Annotated in this window: 16 protein-coding genes; 5 read left to right on the plus strand and 11 right to left on the minus strand. The window is 46.5% G+C overall.

Features of this window, described 5'->3' with window-relative positions; translation table 11 throughout:
* Positions 1 to 48: 48 nt before the first annotated feature.
* Genes H3S94_RS05685 through lptF form a run of 3 tightly spaced genes read right to left on the minus strand, consistent with a single transcriptional unit; the run spans position 49 to position 4,691 of the window.
* Positions 49 to 2,412 (minus strand): LPS-assembly protein LptD, encoded by a 2,364-nt coding sequence (locus H3S94_RS05685; RefSeq protein ID WP_369805710.1) that lies wholly within the window; start codon positions 2,410 to 2,412, stop codon positions 49 to 51.
* Positions 2,413 to 3,504: an LPS export ABC transporter permease LptG gene (gene lptG, locus H3S94_RS05690; RefSeq protein WP_198240532.1), complete on the minus strand. Its 1,092-nt coding sequence runs from the start codon at positions 3,502 to 3,504 to the stop codon at positions 2,413 to 2,415.
* Positions 3,501 to 4,691 (minus strand): LPS export ABC transporter permease LptF, encoded by a 1,191-nt coding sequence (gene lptF / locus H3S94_RS05695; protein WP_077994497.1) that lies wholly within the window; start codon positions 4,689 to 4,691, stop codon positions 3,501 to 3,503. The genes lptG and lptF overlap by 4 nt, the downstream gene beginning before the upstream one ends.
* Before the next feature lie 353 nt (positions 4,692 to 5,044).
* Between lptF and H3S94_RS05700 the strand changes: the two genes are divergently transcribed.
* Genes H3S94_RS05700 through H3S94_RS05715 form a run of 4 tightly spaced genes read left to right on the plus strand, consistent with a single transcriptional unit; the run spans position 5,045 to position 7,407 of the window.
* A complete protein-coding gene (locus H3S94_RS05700; RefSeq protein ID WP_198240533.1) occupies positions 5,045 to 6,532 on the plus strand; it encodes a leucyl aminopeptidase in 1,488 nt (495 codons plus the stop codon).
* A gap of 1 nt (position 6,533) precedes the next feature.
* Complete coding sequence (locus tag H3S94_RS05705) at positions 6,534 to 6,983, plus strand: DNA polymerase III subunit chi (RefSeq protein ID WP_077991739.1); 450 nt, start codon at positions 6,534 to 6,536, stop codon at positions 6,981 to 6,983.
* Positions 6,983 to 7,150: a hypothetical protein gene (locus tag H3S94_RS05710; RefSeq protein ID WP_188318084.1), complete on the plus strand. Its 168-nt coding sequence runs from the start codon at positions 6,983 to 6,985 to the stop codon at positions 7,148 to 7,150. The genes H3S94_RS05705 and H3S94_RS05710 overlap by 1 nt, the downstream gene beginning before the upstream one ends.
* Entirely contained in the window at positions 7,147 to 7,407 is a 261-nt protein-coding gene (locus H3S94_RS05715) for a hypothetical protein (protein ID WP_077991741.1), read from the plus strand. Before H3S94_RS05710 ends, H3S94_RS05715 begins: the two co-directional genes overlap by 4 nt.
* 13 nt (positions 7,408 to 7,420) lie before the next feature.
* Here the strand turns inward: H3S94_RS05715 and H3S94_RS05720 are convergent, their stop codons facing one another.
* The gene (locus H3S94_RS05720) at positions 7,421 to 8,710 is read right to left on the minus strand and encodes an MFS transporter (RefSeq protein ID WP_077991742.1); all 1,290 of its coding nucleotides are present in this window, start codon (positions 8,708 to 8,710) and stop codon (positions 7,421 to 7,423) included.
* Between the two features lie 641 nt (positions 8,711 to 9,351).
* Positions 9,352 to 11,238, minus strand: coding sequence for an ABC-F family ATP-binding cassette domain-containing protein (locus H3S94_RS05725; protein ID WP_077991743.1), 1,887 nt, complete (start codon positions 11,236 to 11,238; stop codon positions 9,352 to 9,354).
* 216 nt (positions 11,239 to 11,454) lie between these two features.
* Here H3S94_RS05725 and ndk point away from each other — a divergent pair, with 216 nt between their 5' ends.
* Entirely contained in the window at positions 11,455 to 11,877 is a 423-nt protein-coding gene (gene ndk, locus H3S94_RS05730) for a nucleoside-diphosphate kinase (protein WP_077991751.1), read from the plus strand.
* A gap of 151 nt (positions 11,878 to 12,028) precedes the next feature.
* Here ndk and H3S94_RS05735 read toward each other — a convergent pair whose 3' ends face one another.
* The 6 genes from H3S94_RS05735 to H3S94_RS05760 all read right to left on the minus strand — a co-directional run bounded on the left by H3S94_RS05735 (position 12,029) and on the right by H3S94_RS05760 (position 17,408).
* Complete coding sequence (locus tag H3S94_RS05735; protein ID WP_077991753.1) at positions 12,029 to 12,883, minus strand: YbaY family lipoprotein; 855 nt, start codon at positions 12,881 to 12,883, stop codon at positions 12,029 to 12,031.
* Positions 12,884 to 13,134: 251 nt separating this feature from the next.
* On the minus strand, positions 13,135 to 13,614 hold the full coding sequence (locus tag H3S94_RS05740; protein WP_077991755.1) for a molybdenum cofactor biosynthesis protein MoaE: 480 nt from the start codon (positions 13,612 to 13,614) through the stop codon (positions 13,135 to 13,137).
* Between the two features lie 3 nt (positions 13,615 to 13,617).
* Positions 13,618 to 13,869 carry a molybdopterin converting factor subunit 1 gene (gene moaD, locus H3S94_RS05745; protein WP_077991757.1) on the minus strand — a complete coding sequence of 84 codons (252 nt, stop codon included), beginning with the start codon at positions 13,867 to 13,869 and terminating at the stop codon, positions 13,618 to 13,620.
* A gap of 9 nt (positions 13,870 to 13,878) precedes the next feature.
* The gene (gene pgsA, locus H3S94_RS05750) at positions 13,879 to 14,460 is read right to left on the minus strand and encodes a CDP-diacylglycerol--glycerol-3-phosphate 3-phosphatidyltransferase (protein ID WP_077991759.1); all 582 of its coding nucleotides are present in this window, start codon (positions 14,458 to 14,460) and stop codon (positions 13,879 to 13,881) included.
* 171 nt (positions 14,461 to 14,631) lie between these two features.
* Positions 14,632 to 16,644, minus strand: coding sequence for an excinuclease ABC subunit UvrC (uvrC, locus tag H3S94_RS05755; protein ID WP_198240534.1), 2,013 nt, complete (start codon positions 16,642 to 16,644; stop codon positions 14,632 to 14,634).
* Between the two features lie 2 nt (positions 16,645 to 16,646).
* Positions 16,647 to 17,408 (minus strand): SDR family oxidoreductase, encoded by a 762-nt coding sequence (locus tag H3S94_RS05760; RefSeq protein ID WP_198240535.1) that lies wholly within the window; start codon positions 17,406 to 17,408, stop codon positions 16,647 to 16,649.
* Positions 17,409 to 17,552: the final 144 nt, after the last annotated feature.

Here is a 17,552-nt window from a genome sequence, read left to right on the forward strand (position 1 = left end):
TCATAAAAACATGAATTCACCAAAAGACGCTCGTCTTGACTTACACTGTTACATGGCCTTGCCGATGTCTGCAACAGTACGGAAAGACAACAGAAAGCCGAATGTATGCTTTGGCTCGTTTTCCCAAGGGTTACGGGTTTGAGAATAACCGAGATTGAAGCCGAAACATTCGTCAAGATAATTCACGCCCGTGCCCAATCTCACGAAAGTATCGGAAACAAGGTCGTAACTCGAATTTGCATGAATCGACCAATGTTCTGTGAATTTATAATTGCCATAGAGGCTGACTTCCTGACGATCCTGAGCATAGCCATAATCCGGCTGACTTTGAATATAGGCGTATTGCGAGGAAAGCGATACCCGCTTCCAGTTTTGTGAAGCTTCTACTTCGCCGCGCCGTATCGAACCGGAATCATTGTCGAAACGGCCACGCGAGGCTATTGCAAAACCATGTTCATTGCTTGCACCGATCATGGCAACATAATCGGAACGGGCGCTTTCCAGCCCTGAATCGGCCCCGACGCTAACGAAATCTTTGGCGTTATAAGAGTTTTTCCCGAAAATCTGGAAAGATTGACCGGCCAGACCGTATAGCGACCAACCGTTGTCGAAGTTACCGGAATATCTCAGACCGACATTCGAGCGCGTTCCACCTTCTGCACGGTCATAACCGGAAAATTTGTCGCGTTGAAATAATGTTGTGGCATCAAAGACAAAGCTTTGGGCATCTTCGTTAGGCAGGCGCCCGGTATATTGTTCATTATTGCGAATGAAAATTTGCGCGATTGGCTCGATGACATGGGTGGAATTACCGGCAGTAAAGAGCAGGGGATAGCGCAAATCCAGTCCCGCAGTTGCAATTCCGCGGAAAGCACCCGATTTGATATCCAACTGGCTATAGCTGCCATCTGTCATGTAGCCGCCATAATTACCATGGGCGTCCGCACCTATACCATCACCACGCAATGCCAGAATTGGTGTAAACACCAGACCGCCTTGACTAATCAGGCTTCTTTTCCATTCAACGTCGGAGGTCAAGCGGAAATCTGTTCCGGACATACCTGCGAGTCTTGCCGTATTAAGCGGGCGTCCTTGCCAGTCGGCAAATGCAAAATCCGCTTTATCACGGTAGATAGATTGTACATTGGCATGGAAGGTGAATTCGCCGCCATAGACTGCTTCGTCAGGTATAAAAGAATAATCAATGCGGGGAAGAACCCATGGTTGACGTGTATAACGTTCGCTTGGATTATCCTTCAGCATCGAATCCTGCACTTCAAAGTGATAAAAGCGCATATCGAAATAGTTACGTCCGGCAAGACCTTCCAAATAGATCTGGGAACGGAATACATCGTTTTTGTAGCCTTCCAGATCATAGGTGCGGCTGAAATTTCTATCCGATTGGGCTAGAATATCCCATCCATATGTCCAATCGGAATTGATCCGGAAATCACCTTTGGTTGCCACCATATAACGATTATCGTTATTGCTATCAATCGTATCATGGTCGAAATCATCAGGATTTGCCTGATAAATATGGGCAAAACGGATATTATATGTACCGGTTTCCAAACGGTGGCGCCATTCGCCTTCGGTCAGCAGCCCTTGATTGGTGTAGCCGGTTGCGGAAAGTGTAAAATCATAATTGGGAGCCAGATTCCAGAAATAGGAATTACGGACACCGAAACCCAGATCATTCGTATAAACAAAATTCGGGGTTAAAAGACCTGTTTTGCGTTTGACTGTCGGATCCGGCATTTCAAAAACCGGAAACCATGCAACCGGCAAGCCAAAAAACTCGAAATGGCTATCCTCGAAACGCATTGTTTTGGTCGCGCCATTCCAGATGATCTTTTTCGCTTTAATCTGCCAGAGGACATCCTTATCGGGCTTATAATAGCAGGGTTCGCAGGCAGTATAAGCACCGCGATTGAAGACAGTCATCTGCCCGCCGCTGCGTTCGGCACTCACTGCTGCAAATCGTGTGTTATCCGGCGTTTCGGCTCTGAGAGAATTGACGAAGCCTTCCCCCAGATCATCGGTCATATCTATTTGCTGGGAATAATATTTGCTCCCGTCAGGCTGGACAATTTCAACATCACCTTCGGCCAGAACGCGATTCGTTTTCTGGTTATAGACAACTTTACGGGCGACAATGCGGTTGCCATCATATTCGATCTGCACATTGCCTTGTGCGGTGACTGTATTGGCATCACGATCATAGACAAGCTCGTCTGCTGAAAGCAACATACGTGCGTTAGGATCAGTTTGATGCGTGGCTTTCATAGCACTGAAGTCCTGAGCAGAAGCAACATAAACTGCGCCTATACCCAAAGAGCAACCCAATGCGGTACCGAGTGCCAACGCCCTGAGGCTGTTTGAAATTTTCATTCCACTTGTCAATTGTCTCACCTAGCCATCCTCTTTATGCAACAAAAAGGATATACCAAAAAATAACGCAATAACAACCGGCACCCAAGCAGCAATGACAGGTGGCACATAAGCCGCCTTGCCAAAAGCCTGCACAAGAACCGTGACTACATAAAGCACGAACCCGGCAATGATTCCACCCAAAATCATTGTACGTGATTGACCAAACCTTACAAATTTCAATGTAACAGTTGCTGCGATCAATGTCATCGCAATAAGAAGAGCAGGAAGTGCAATCAGAGATTGCAACTGCATATCGAACGAATTGGCCGAATAACCGAATGATCTGGCGATTTCAATTTTTCTGGGCAAATCGTAAAAAGGGATGGTTGCCGGATCGGCCAATTTTTCTTCGACAAATTCCGGTCTCAGATTTGTCGGAATCTTCAATTCTGTAAAATTTTCAGGCTCATGGCCAGCCCTGTAGCGAGCACCACTTTCGAGCAGCCAATAGCCGTGTGTGAGGTGTGCACGTGTGGCATTGAGCCAATCCTTGATTGTCGCATCGTCATTATATTCGACGAAGGTCGTATCCACCAGTGTCAAGCCGCCGTCAGCAGTCGATTTTGTACCTATGGTTGTAATGCCGACATCGGTTCTTTGCGTTAACCATGGAACACGTTCGTTATCCACAGTTGCCTCGACATTTTTACCTTTCCACTCGGAAAGTATTTTTTCCGACTGCGATGTTCCCCAGGCTGCGATCGGATTGACGACGACGACTCCGAAAAGGCCGAATAAGAATGCGCCGAAACACAAAGGCGTCAAGAACTGCCATGCCGAAACACCGATAGAGCGCGTAACGACAAGTTCCATTTTTCTGTTCAATGTAATCAACGTTGCCATTGCCGAAAACAGAGCAACAAACGGAAATAACTGTTGCATATTAAAAGGAATACGCAGTGCCGAGATAGCCAGTGCTCCGAATGCCGAATAGCCGGGTAGCCCTGCCAGTCGCCCGGCATTGATCGTGAAATCAATCAGCAGCGACAGAACGAAGATTCCGAGCAGAAAATAAATTGTGGTTTTTACATATCTTGTAAAAAAATACCGTCCCAAGGTCCAACCGATCATGATGCGCCTCCGTTGACATCAGATTGTTTGTGACGGAAAATTTTTGCTCTAATCCGCTTCATACCGGTCAGAAGTTTGTCACTGAACCGGTCGGGAAGTGTCATTTTTCGATTCGTTATAAACAGGAAGGCAATGAAAGCGCAAACGCCGATCGGCAAAATATATAAAAGCGGTATATAGCCAAGGTCATTGTCGGCACGGTCGCCAAAGAAATAGCCGACCGCATAAACGAGGAGCGAAAGCGAAATTGCGGAAAACGATGCCGAAATACGAGCCTGACGCTGCGAGCGTGCATCACCTGCCACTGCCAAAGCAATCAAGGCAAAAACAATCGGGTAAAGCCAATCGGTGAAGCGACGGTGTAATTCTGCGGTATATTGTAACGGACGCCTTTGAAAATAAGAATCATTGGCATCGGGATGAAACAAATAGACGAGCGGGCGATCTTTCGGAAAAATAGTCGGTGTTCCATCACTCGCGGTGAAATCGCTGAGGTTGAATGTATAAGAGCCGAACTTGATAATCGACACGGTTTCGGCCTTATTATCACGTCTTTGTACTTCGCCATTATTAAGGATAAGAAAATCCCCATTATCATTGCTGACGATAGAACCGTTTACGGCATAATAATAAAGGTCGGTAGAAGGGTCTCGCTGGTCGGCAATAAAAAGCCGCCCGATTGTGCCGTCATCGTGACGTTCGCCAATTTCCATATAAAGATCATCGGTTAATTCGCGAAAGTTCCCTTCCTGAATAAAAACATTGATAAGGTCGGAATGTGTTGTGGCCATCATTTGCCGCATGGTGATACGCGCCTGCGGGCTGATGAAATTGGTAATCACAAATGAACAACAAGCCGCCAGCACTGCGAGGATGAGAATCGGTTTCCAGACGGTTCCCCTTGGTGCTCCCGAAGCATTGATAACTACGAGTTCCGAATCCTGATTCATCGTCGATAAGGTTTGCGCTATCGCAATAACCAAAGCGAAGGGAATGACGAGGGGAATGACCGACGGAATAAATAAAGATGAAAATTGAAGAATAGTAAAAACAGTCTGGCCACTTGTCGTCAGGAAGTTGATTCTGGAAAGAACCTGCACCGTCCAGCTGATACCGACAGCCGCTAGCAGAACTGCTGCAAACAGAACAAAAACACGCCGCAGGATGTATAGTTCAATAATGCGCATTGGCGAAAAATACATCCTCACTATCAAAATTCATGACATCCAGCTTTTTAGAAGCGGGAATTCATATCCAAACCGTTCATTTCTCTTTTCTGTCAAATATCATAATGAATCTAACAAGAGGCAAAAAAAATTAGTTAACCGCTTCTTAACAATTTTCTTTTGCCACAAGTGACGGTTAAGTTGCAAGATGGCAAAAGACATCTTGCAGTGCACAGGACAAAAAAATACATTTTAGTGCCGACAGGTCACACTGCACTTCCGGTTTCGATATTAAAGACAAGATTAAATGCAAGCCGAGCGATATGATTATGCGAATTTACGGCTTTAAATCAGCAATTGGCAGGAGTTATTGAATGCAAAAAGATATTTTAATAGATAGCAATACGGTTTCCGCGCCGAAGAAAGCGACAGTTGTTGTTCTTGTTAACGAAAACAGGAAAACCACTTTTGAAGTCGAAAAAATGGTGGGAAAAGCACTGATCGAAAGGATCGTTTCGGTACGCGGCTTCAAAGGGAAAAAACTTGAAGTTGTCGATGAAGTTTGTGACGGCAAAAAGGGTTTTGACCGGTTGGTTCTTCTTGGTATTGGCAATACCGAACAGCTTGACGGTGACGACTGGATCAAAATTGGCGGTGCAGCATTTGCATCCCTCAAAGATACTGATTCAGCCGATATTTACCTGACTGTAGCCGGTGAAAAATTAAAAGACGAAAACATTTTCGACTTTGTTTTAGGGCTAAGGCTGCGCAATTATTCGTTTGATGACTATAAAACCGTTTCAAAGACCAACGATAGCCACACAAAGACGATGAAACTTGTCCTCCAGTTGGAGGATGCAAAAGCAGGCGAGGCTCTTATTGAAAGAGCAAATTCGCTTGCCGATTCGGTTCTTCTTGCACGCGATCTTGTCAATCAGCCTGCCAACATTCTGGGAACCAAAGAGTTTGTCAAGGAAGTCGAGAAACTCGAAAAGATCGGCGTGAAAGTTGAAATCCTCGACGAAAAAGATATGAAAAAACTGGGCATGGGGGCTTTGCTTGGTGTAGCGCGCGGTTCCAAACGTCCGCCCTATCTTGCGGTCATGCAGTGGCAAGGGGGAAAAGCCAAAGATCGCCCATTGGCATTTGTCGGCAAGGGTGTGGTTTTTGACTCCGGTGGCATTTCCTTGAAATCCAGTGCAGGCATGGAGGGAATGAAAGGCGACATGGGCGGGGCAGCGGCCGTTACCGGCTTGTTGAAAGCTGTTGCTTCGCGAAAAGCCAAAGCCAATGTGGTCGGTGTGATAGGGCTTGTTGAAAATATGCCTGACGCAAACGCCCAACGCCCCGGTGATATTGTCACGTCGATGTCGGGGCAGACAATTGAAGTTATCAATACAGATGCCGAAGGCCGGCTGGTTCTTTCGGACGCATTATTTTATACCAAAGAGCGTTTCAAGCCCGCAATTATGGTGGATCTCGCCACTTTGACCGGTGCAATTATGGTTGCTCTTGGAACCGAATATGCGGGGCTTTTCAGTAATCAGGATGAATTGGCCGGTCGTCTTGTGAATGCAGGGCATAAAACAGGTGAAAAGCTGTGGCGGATGCCTTTGAGCGAGACCTATGACAAAATTGTCGATTCCAAGGTTGCGGATATGAGAAACAGTTGTGGCCGTCATGCCGGTTCGATTACCGCAGCTCAATTTTTGCAACGTTTTGTGGGCGAAACCGCTTGGGCGCATCTTGATATTGCGGGTACTGCGATGGAAGCACCGCTGAACGAATATAACCAATCCTGGGCTTCGGGCTTCGGCGTCCGCTTGCTTGACCGGCTGATTAGTGACAATTACGAGGCTTGAGGTGGCAGAAATCCTTTTCTACCATTTGACCCAATCAACGCTTGATGAAGCCCTGCCAGGGCTTGTCGAGCGTTCTTTGGCGCGGCACTGGAAAGTGACAATCCAGTTTATGAGCGATGAACGTCGCGATGCAATGGATTCCTACCTGTGGGTCTATGCTGACGATTCGTTTATCGGTCACGGAACGGAACGCGATAAATTTCCGGATCTTCAGCCGGTATATCTGACGGTGGGAGAGGAAAACCCGAATGGTTCGCAGGTGCGTTTTCTGGTCGAGGGCGCGGATTGTTCCAACCCGCAAAATTATGAGCGTCTGGTCGTCATGTTCGATGGCCGCGATCAGGAACTTCTTGCAGAAGCACGAAGACAATGGAAATCCTATAAAGAACAAAATCATCAGCTAACTTATTGGCAACAAACCGAAGATCGTCGTTGGGAGAAAAAAGCCTGATGCGCATAACCCCTGTTATTCTTATTTTTATCGGTTTTGCCGGTTTGATCTATCCGGAAAAATTTATTGAAGACGGTTCCGGCGGCGGACGTTGGGTTTTCGTTATTATTATCGCACTCGGCGTTTATACAATTTTGAGAGCCGCCAGAAAAAATCGGGACAGATGAATTTTATCCGGCTATTACATCTTATCTGGGCTGTTTTCTTCGCTTTCCTGATAACGTCATGGATTGGCTCGACCCGTATTTTATCAGCTACGTTCCATATCGAAAATATAGCCTTTGCAGCCAATGTTATTTTTATCTCTACAACAGTTCTGGTGGCTCTTTTACTTCATCTGGTTTTACCATCGGTTATGCCGAAAAAAACAGCAGTGGCAGCTTTTTTGCTGCCACTGCTATTTTTCCTGTTTTTGCTCGCCTGATATTTTTAATTTATCAGTGAGAAATTTCTTTGTCGGTAAAGCCTACAAAACATGTCAGAGAGATAAAGGAACTCAGTAACAGATAATAACCGATATAAGCGGTTCCGAAATTCTGGACGAGTGTCTCGGCAATATAAGGAGCAAATGATGCACCGACAATTCCCGCAAAGTTGAATGTCATCGACGCACCGGTATATCTGATTGTTGTGGGGAACGGCGAGGCAAGTGCTGCTCCGATCGGACCATAGGTGAGCCCCATCAGGCCAAGGCCGACGGCTGAAAGTATAAAGCTTCCGAATACACCTCCATCCAAAAGATAGGGCATGAGAAAAGAAAAAAGCCCGATAAAAATCGTAACCCAGATCATCAGAGTGCGGCGTCCGATACGGTCGGATATTTTTCCTGAAAACGGAATGAGAAGGCCGAAGAATACAGCACCAACCATCTGGATTTCGAGTGCTTGGCCGAAAGTGAGGTGAAGGTGGTGGGTTGAATAGGATAACAAATATGCGCTGCACAGGTAGAACAATACAAAGGTGGTCATACCGGCAAAGCTGCCGAGGAAAAGCGCCCGCGGATATTTAACAAAGACATCGATCAATGGCACTTTGACGCGTTCGGCACGTTCAATAGCTTTTTTGAATTCGGGCGTTTCGCTGATGGAAAGGCGTACCCAAAGGCCGATAATAATCAGGATAATCGAAGCGATAAAAGGTAGCCGCCATCCCCATTCAAAACGTTGGCTTTCGCTTAAAAAATTCCACATGAACCAGAATGTACCGGCAGAAAGGATAAGTCCTATGGGCGCACCCAATTGTGGGAACATTGCATACCAGCCACGTTTTTCCTTCGGTGCGTTTTCTGTTGCCAGCAAAACAGCGCCGCCCCATTCACCTCCCAGACCAAGACCCTGACCGAAACGGCAGAGTGTCAGCAATAACGGGGCGTACCAGCCAATGGATTCATATGTCGGTAGAAAACCGATAAGAACAGTCGAAATACCCATCGTCAGCAATGCAGCAACGAGTGTCACTTTGCGACCCAATTTGTCACCATAATGACCAAAGACGATTGATCCTAAAGGACGTGCGAAGAACGCAGCCGAAAAAATGGCAAAAGAACTTAGAAGCGCAACAGTCGGATCGCCCTTCGGAAAAAATAGTACAGGAAACAGAAGTGCTGCTGCCGTTGCAAAGACATAAAAATCGAAAAACTCGATTGTCGTGCCGATCATACTGGCAAGCAAAATCTGCGCAACCGAATTATGAGGTTGGGCATTTTCTTCGACGATAGCTGTTGACATGATTGGAAAGTCTCCACCCTATTAATCGTAATGAAATTATAAAAATAGTTTGCAATAGTTATAAAAATTTCTTTGTTGTGTCGAGTCTCGTTTAAATAAAAAATTTGGTGAACGATAAAACCATCAACATGTTGGGGTTTTTGTCTATAGACGTTAGCAGAGTTTATCTGTTCCGGCTTTTATTTTGCTTTAAGCGGGGTAGCTTTCGGGGTATCTCTCCGGTTTTGGCGAATAACAGCTTTTTGCCGCTTCGCTCACACCAAGAATTTCATGGCGAAAATTATATGATGAGGCACTTTATCTATATTTTTAACGTTTAAACGGCAGGTGCTGGCAGCTTGGAAAATGTGATGAATGGCGGTTCGACAAGTAAAAAATTGAACTTACTGCCTGTCGTCCGGCGATATTGATTTACCACGAGAGCTTGCAGCCCGATATGGTTGCAAATGAAATCGGCTTACGGAATTTCATGAAAACACTTGAATATAATCTTTAATCTGTTCATTGCAGACTAAAATTTTCCGTTCTTCATGGTTGACCGGACATTAAAAAGAACCCGATAAAGCCTGTTTTTCCGGCTTTATCGGGTGGTTGAGCAATAGATAATATATTGCTTGCTGCGGGTAATATTACATGGCTTGTTACCCGATAGCGTCCTCGTAATCGCTACTCATTTTAAGCCAGCGGCTTTCGGCGTCTTCAAGCCTGCTTGCAGCATCTGCACGTTCTTTAGCAAGCTCCGCGCCTTTTTCGGGCGATTTTGCATAAAGATCAGGCTTTGCAAGCTCGCCGTCCAGACGCGCAATCAGTTTTTGCAGCCTTTCTATCAAGGCTTCGGTATCGGTTATCTGTTTTTTGAGCGGCGCCAGTTCTGCGCGTTTTTCGGCACTGGCCTTGCGTTGTTCATTTTTTGATTTTTGCGGGGTGGCCTGTTTTTCTTCTTTGACTACGGATTTTGCTTTTGTGAGGCCCAATATGTCATTGCGATAATCATCCATATCGCCTTCATAGGGATGAACTGTTCCGTTACTTACAAGCCAAAGCCGGTCGGCTGTTGCTTCGATAAGGTGACGGTCATGCGCAATGAGAATGACTGCGCCTTCAAAATCATTGAGTGCCATTACAAGAGCTTCACGGCTGTCAATATCGAGGTGATTGGTCGGTTCATCGAGGATGAGAAGATTCGGTCCTTCAAAAGTTGCAAGTCCCATGAGCAAGCGGGCTTTTTCACCACCCGACAACTCTTTGGCTTTTGTCATCATTTTTTCGGTAGACAAGCCCATGCGGGCAACGGCCGCGCGAATTTTTGCTTCCGGTTGTTTCGGCATGAGGCGGCGTACATGCTCGATCGGATTTTCTTCCGGCCTCAAATCATCCATCTGATGCTGGGCAAAAAATGCAACTTTCAGATTGGGGGAAACTGTTATCGTACCGGCTTCGGGTTTGAGGCGCCCTGCAAGCAATTTTGCCAAAGTGGATTTACCGTTTCCGTTTGCCCCCAGAAGTGCAATTCTGTCGTCATTATCTATTCTAAGGTCAAGGCCTTTTAATACCGGTTTTCCCGCTTCATATCCGACATCGACTTTCGATAGTGCTATAATCGGCGAGGCGGCTATCTTTTCAGCAGAAGGGAATGAAAAAGGCTGGACGTGTTCATCTTGCCATACGCTCACAGGTTTCAGTTTTTCCAAAGCCTTCAAGCGCGATTGTGCCTGTCTTGCTTTGGTTGCTTTGGCACGAAAACGCCGGACAAAATCCTCCATATGCTTGCGATGGGCTTCCTGTTTAGCCGCCTGCTTCAGTTGCAGTTCTTTTGTTTCGGCGTGCTGGCGTTCAAATTGGTCATAATTGCCACGCCAGAGGGTCAATTTTTTATTCTCAAGGTGCAAAATAGAGTTTGTAGCACTGTTGAGCAATTCGCGATCGTGACTGATGATAATGACCGAATAGGGGTAACGGCGTATATATTCGATAAGCCAGAGTGTTCCTTCAAGATCAAGATAGTTTGTCGGCTCATCGAGCAGGAGCAAATCGGGTTCGGAAAAAAGAACCGCAGCAAGTGCAACGCGCATACGCCATCCTCCGGAAAAGGACGATGCCGGTCTCTGCTGGGCATCCGCATCAAATCCCAATCCCGATAGAATGCTGGCGGCGCGGGCCTCGGCAGAATGCGCGCCGATGTCACCAAGACGCGCATGAATTGCGGCAATTCGCATCGGGTCGGTTGCGGTTTCGGCTTCCTTCAGCAATGCTGTACGTTCTTTATCGGCCGCAAGGACAATAGAAATGAGCGAATCATCAGTTCCGGGAGCTTCCTGTGCAACCTGTCCGATGCGGGTATCTTTAGGGATGGTAACATCGCCTGTTTCCGGCGCAAGATCACCCATAATGACACGGAAAAGCGTTGACTTGCCTGCACCATTATGGCCGACAAAGCCGGTTTTCGTTCCCGTAGGGAGCGTGGCGCTGGAATGGTCAATCAGGAGACGCCCGGCGATGCGGACTGTAATATCGTTCAATATCAACATAACCTAAGGCTTTTGCATGGGTTTTGAACCGAAGGCAAGAAAAATCGCTGCAATAATTGTTTAACAAACTTGTTAAAGGCTCAAGGTCGTTATCAAGTCGAAATAATGCATATAATTTGTCGAATTGTGCCTTAACGGGAAAAGGGTTTTACTTGGCAAATGTCGGTTATACGGTTATAGAGACGCAACTGAAAATATATTTATAAAGGTGGCAAAATGGCTATAGAACGCACTTTTTCAATGATTAAACCCGATGCAACACGTCGTAATCTTACGGGTGCCATCACCAAGATGCTTGAGGAGGCAGGCTTGCGCGTTGTCGCTTCCAAACGTGTGTGGATGAGTTTGCGTGAAGCAGAAGGCTTTTATGCTGTTCATAAAGACCGTCCGTTTTTTGGCGAATTGACAGAGTTCATGTCATCTGGCCCGACAATTGTCCAAGTGCTTGAAGGCGAAAATGCCATTGCCAAAAACCGTGAAATCATGGGTGCGACCAATCCGAAAGATGCTGCCGAGGGGACAATCCGCAAAACATTCGCTTTGTCGATCGGGGAAAACTCGGTTCACGGTTCCGATTCGCCCGCAACAGCCAAAGAAGAAATTGCCTATTGGTTTTCCGGCACTGAAATTGTCGGCTGATGATGACGTCACTGAAAAAATTCGAGTAATAATAAAGCCCGGAACTGATACCGGGCTTTTTATTCGGTTGGCATTGAAGGCCGGAAGACAGAGTTTCCCGTTATTTGCTAAATTTTGTATTTGTTAAAGTTTCTTTCTGTTTTTCGATAGGTCAGAGATCCGGCACAAGGCGGGCAACATAATTGCCATTTTCATCTTTCAAAATAAGTCGGCCCAGATCATCGAACATGTAGGATTTTGCTTTGGCAAGCATTTCAATGAAGCGGCTTTCCTGTTGCGAAATCGCTTCTGCGCAGGCCATGAAAGTCATAGCTGGCGGGTCGAACGAGATAATGTCTCTCTCGTCATCAATAACAGCAGAGGTTGTATAACGATTACAGCCGCCACTGCCGGTTATACGATATTTCGGATGGTCACCGGCCTTTTTATCTTCAGCTTTCGGCTCGACGGCGACAGTCAGATGGGAATTGTCGATAATGCCGGTTCCGAACATATCTTCGACTTTCCATTCATGTCCGGAAATTGTCGTTGAAACAGGTTTCGGTGTTGTTGTCGATTGATTGACCATGCCCAATACAAGTTCATAACGAGCGTTTTTATCTTCGGGAACAATCATCTTTCTTTCATCGCTTACAAACCATAAAACATCGCCAACGGCAATGCGTGCCTGAAGCGCGTATTTGTGTTGTGGAGCAATATTGGCATGATCGACCGGAAGATCAAATTCGATAGGAACCGAACCATTAGGCTGTTGCGCGATTTCTGCAACGATAGGGAAGGGGCCATCAGCATTGGTAACATCGACGAGTTGAACAACGAGATAGGCATGTTGCGGAAGTTCTATCCGCTGGAGATAGGTGACATCACCATGAATGGTTAATGTTTCCGATGCAGCACTATATGTAGGTACAACTGTATTCATTATAAACGCCGGTAGAACAACGAGAGAAACACTTGCCAGCGCTGTCGCGCCAAATGTAAAAGCCGCCAGAATATGTCGTTTCATGAATTGATGTTACCCCTGTTGAACACAGATATATCAATGGCCAATGCCCCCGTTTGATTGAACCACTGTAGCTGCCGACAGTACGTCAACGCGCTACCCCATAAGTATGCCTCTTTTTCTGGAAAAAATAAGGCACAATGACCTGTGATCCACCAAAACCTGCGGATATATTTGTTCGTTGTTTACTTCTCTATTCCCCGATAAAAGACAATGGCGTCATAAGCATCGCTTTTAAAAGGATTCGGTTTGCATTATTTTTTCGATTGCCCGGACTTTTTTTGCCATCTCACCTTCGTATGTTCATCAGTCGCTTTGGCTTCAACCCAGTTTTGTGGTGTCCCGTCACGAAGATGTTCTTTCTTCCAGAACGGAGCTTCGGTTTTCAAAAAGTCCATAATGAAGTTCGCCGCGTCAAACGCTTCCCGCCGGTGAGGGGAGGCGGTTACAACCAGAACAATTTGTTCCCCGACCTTGATTGTCCCGAAACGGTGGATAACCGTGACGCCTTCCAGTGACCAGCGCGTCGAGGCATCGTCAACAATCTGTTTGATGCGTTTCTCGGCCATTCCCGGATAATGTTCGATTTCGAGAGCAGAAAGACGCCCGCCTTCGCTTCGGCATAAACCGCAAAAAGCCACAATACCACCCACCGAGGCAGAGTGATTGCGGATTTTGTCGACTTCGGCACCCATGTCAAAATCTTGCGGCTGGACAGAGATTTTAATTTTCATGTTTCAACCACCTGTCATCGGCGGAAAAAGGGCAATTTCATGCGAATTTCCAATGAGGCTATCGTGATCGACATGTTCTTCATCAATAGCCACGCGTATAAGCTCCGGGTTCTCCAGAGCGAAAGCATAGTTTTCCCCAAGGGTTTTGAGATAGGAGAGAAGATCATCTACCGTTTTCACGTTCTGCGGTAATTCAAGAGTTTCTTCTCCGCGACCGATACGTTCGCGAACCCATGCAAAATATTGTAATTTCATGCGTATCCTTCAATCAATCACGTGTTTAAGACCGGCGCGGAAATAATCCCAGCCCGTCCATAGTGTAAGAATAGCGGCGACCCACAACATGACAAGGCCAAATTCGGTGGCATAAGGAATAACTTTGTCACCGGCAGGGCCGGCAAGCAGAAAAACAATGGAAAACATTTGCACGGTCGTTTTCCATTTTGCCAATCGCGAAACCGGAACACTGACTTTGAGTGATGCCAGATATTCACGTAATCCTGAAACCAGAATTTCGCGGCAAAGAATGATGATTGCCGCCCACAGCGCCCAACCGGCAATTGTACCATCAGCGGCTAGCAACAGAAGGCAAGCCGAAACAAGAAGTTTGTCTGCAATCGGATCAAGCATACGACCGATATTCGAGGTCTGTTTCCAGACGCGCGCAAGATAACCGTCGAAAAAATCTGTAATAGACGCGACCACAAATATGATAACCGCCCACCAGCGTGCTGTATCGGTCGATTGCAGACGGCCTTCCACAAAAAAGCACAAGACAACAAGCGGTACGGCAACAATGCGTGCATAGGTAAGGATGTTTGGCAACGATAAAGTATGATTTTTCATTCTGCCGTATTCAATCCTTTTAACGTCTTGAGGCTGCTTGAAAACAAAACGAACAAAGCGGCCGATCGGGTGAACTTAAAAAAGCAATCAAATATACCCTTTTTGAGAAGAGCGTACCAATTGAATCAAGTTACCTCTATTAATTAGCGATAGAATCGTCAAAAACAAGCATTATCTTTCATTAAAATGATCGTGAATTTGTTGAGCTGTTGCTGCCGAGATTCCTTCAACTTTCATCAAATCTTCCACCGCCGCGCCTGCAACGGCTTTTGCAGTTCCAAAATGGCCAAGCAGGGCCCGCTTGCGTGCCGGCCCGATGCCTTCCACTTCGTCGAGCGGATTCTTCATCATTTCTTTTTTACGTTTTATGCGATGGGTGCCGATGGCAAATCTGTGTGCTTCATCGCGCAAACGCTCAAGAAAATATAGGACAGGGTCGCGCGGTGGTAACATGAAAGGCGGGCGACCGGAAACAAAAAACCGTTCCCGTCCTGCCTCGCGATCAACACCTTTTGCAACACCGATAGCCGTGACAACATCGTCAATGCCGAGTTCTCTGAGCATCTCGTGCACCACTGTCATCTGGCCTTCGCCGCCATCAATCAGAATAATATCGGGCCATGCAGGAAAACTGTCGTCATTGGCCGCAGTATCATCGGCTTGGGGTACCGGTATACCATGCTCTTTGATAAGCCTTTTGAACCGCCGGTCGATAACTTCCTTCATCATACCGAAGTCGTCACCCGGTGTAATATCGGTCGAACGGATATTGAATTTTCTATATTGATTCTTGATAAAACCTTCGCGTCCGGCAACGATCATGCCGCCCACCGCATTGGTTCCCATAATATGCGAGTTATCATAGACTTCGATACGGCGGGGTACTTTTTCAAGTCCGAAAGTCTCTGCAACCCCTTGCAACAGTTTATCCTGTGTTGAAGTTTCAGCAAGCCGACGTCCCAAAGCTTCGCGTGCATTGGTCAAGGCATGTTCAACCAGTGACTTTCTTTCACCCCTTTGCGGCACCGATATTGTTACTTTGCGCTCTGCTTTTTCGGAAAGGGCTGTAGCAAGCAATTCTTCCTCGTCGACATGATCGGAAAGCAGAATAAGCTTCGGTACCGGCTTGTCGTCATAAAATTGGGCAAGAAAAGCGCCGAGCACTTCGGGAGCAGAAATTGAAGGGTCGGCTTTCGGAAAATAGGAACGGTTTCCCCAGTTCTGTCCGGTTCTGAAGAAGAACACCTGAATGCAGGTCATGCCGCCCTGTTGGGCGATCGCGAAAACATCTGCTTCGTCGACAGTTTGCGGGTTGATTTCCTGATGTCCCTGAATATGGGACAGGGCAGACAAACGGTCGCGATAGACCGCGGCTCTTTCAAAGTCGAGTTTATCGGCAGCTTCCCGCATGATTTTTGCCATATTGTCTTGAATAGCCTGACTTTTTCCCGAAAGAAACGCTTCCGCCTCGTCGACAAGTTTCATATAATCGGCGTCACTGATTTCGTGAGTACAAGGAGCCGAACATCTTTTAATCTGATAGAGCAGGCAGGGTCGCGTGCGTGATTCCATGACCGCGTCGGTGCATGTTCTGAGCAAAAACGCTCTTTGCATAGCATTGATTGTTCGCGTTACAGCACCGGCAGACGCAAAGGGACCAAAATAATCGCCTTTGCGAGAGCGTGCACCACGATGTTTATAGATAGCAGGAGCGCGTGTGTCGCGCGTAATGATAATATAGGGAAAGCTTTTATCATCGCGCAGCAGAACATTAAAACGCGGGCGCAACCGCTTGATGAGATTGGCTTCCAGAAGAAGGGCTTCGGTTTCTGTACTGGTAACCACAAATTCCATATAATGGGTGGCTCTTATCATGCGCGCGATGCGGTTGTTGTGTCCGTGTCCACGCGCATAATTCGACACACGTTTTTTCAGATTCCGCGCTTTGCCGACATAAAGGACATTTCCATCCTTGTCGAACATCCGGTACACTCCGGGCTTGTTCGGCAGATTTTTGACAAATTCCTGAATGAGCGGTGCACCGGTGAGCTTCAGATCATCATTTTTGAAACCACCCTTATCCCAGATAATATCGGGGCCGTCGGAGCGCGAATGTTGATCTTCACCTGATTTCGCTTCCCAATTTTTAGCGGCATCAGTGTTTTGTTCGGTCAGGGAGTTCATAATTATTCATTTCGTCCTGCAATATCGGGCGTTTGCCACATTAAATGTTGCCCGCCATCCAATGCAATCATTTGTCCGGTTATTGATGTTTGACACCAAAAATAACGTATTGTTGCACCAAATTCGGCCAAGTCAGGCCCGTGTTCCAGCAAAACAGAATGCGCTTGTCGTACAAAATCGTCTTCATCCTGTCTCGAACTTTTAAGCGTCGGTCCCGGACCGATAGCATTGACCCGAACACGCGGTGCAAGTGCTTGAGCCAGAGTTTTCGTCAATGTCCATAAGGTCGACTTGGATAAAGTGTATGACAAAAAGTTGGGGTTAAGCTTCAATACCCTTTGGTCAATAATATTGACGATCAAACCTTTGAGGTTTTCCGGTAATAAAACAAACATACGGTCGGCCAATAGAGCGGGCGTTTTTACATGTATAGCAAAATGGTTATCCCAAACATTCATATCAAGTGCGCCGATACCATCATCGAGAAATAGCGAAGCATTGTTGACAAGAATTTCAACCGGCCCCATTTTTTCCGTTACTGTTTCGACAAGACCTCTGCCATGGGTTTTCAAAAGATCGGATTGAAAAGATAAAGCTTTGGCTCCGGAAGCTTCCAATTTAGGCAGAAGTGCATCGGCTTCCTGCCGTGCTTCATTATAATGAATCGCGAGATCAAAACCGTTTGCAGCCAGATCAAGCGCCATTGCGGCGCCTAAACGTTTGGCACCGCCTGTAATCAGAACAACAGGACGCCTCTTTTCCATTTAATCAAACAGTTTCCATTGACAATTTTGTGTAATATCCAGGCTCGCAACAAGTTTGGAACATTACAATCCAAAATGGCGATATTTTTCGGTGAAATCAAGGCTTGTAAAATCACAAAACAAATCACCCATGCGGTGAAGCAA

Source organism: Bartonella sp. B10834G3 (genome assembly GCF_016102505.1).
Taxonomy (GTDB): domain Bacteria; phylum Pseudomonadota; class Alphaproteobacteria; order Rhizobiales; family Rhizobiaceae; genus Bartonella; species Bartonella choladocola.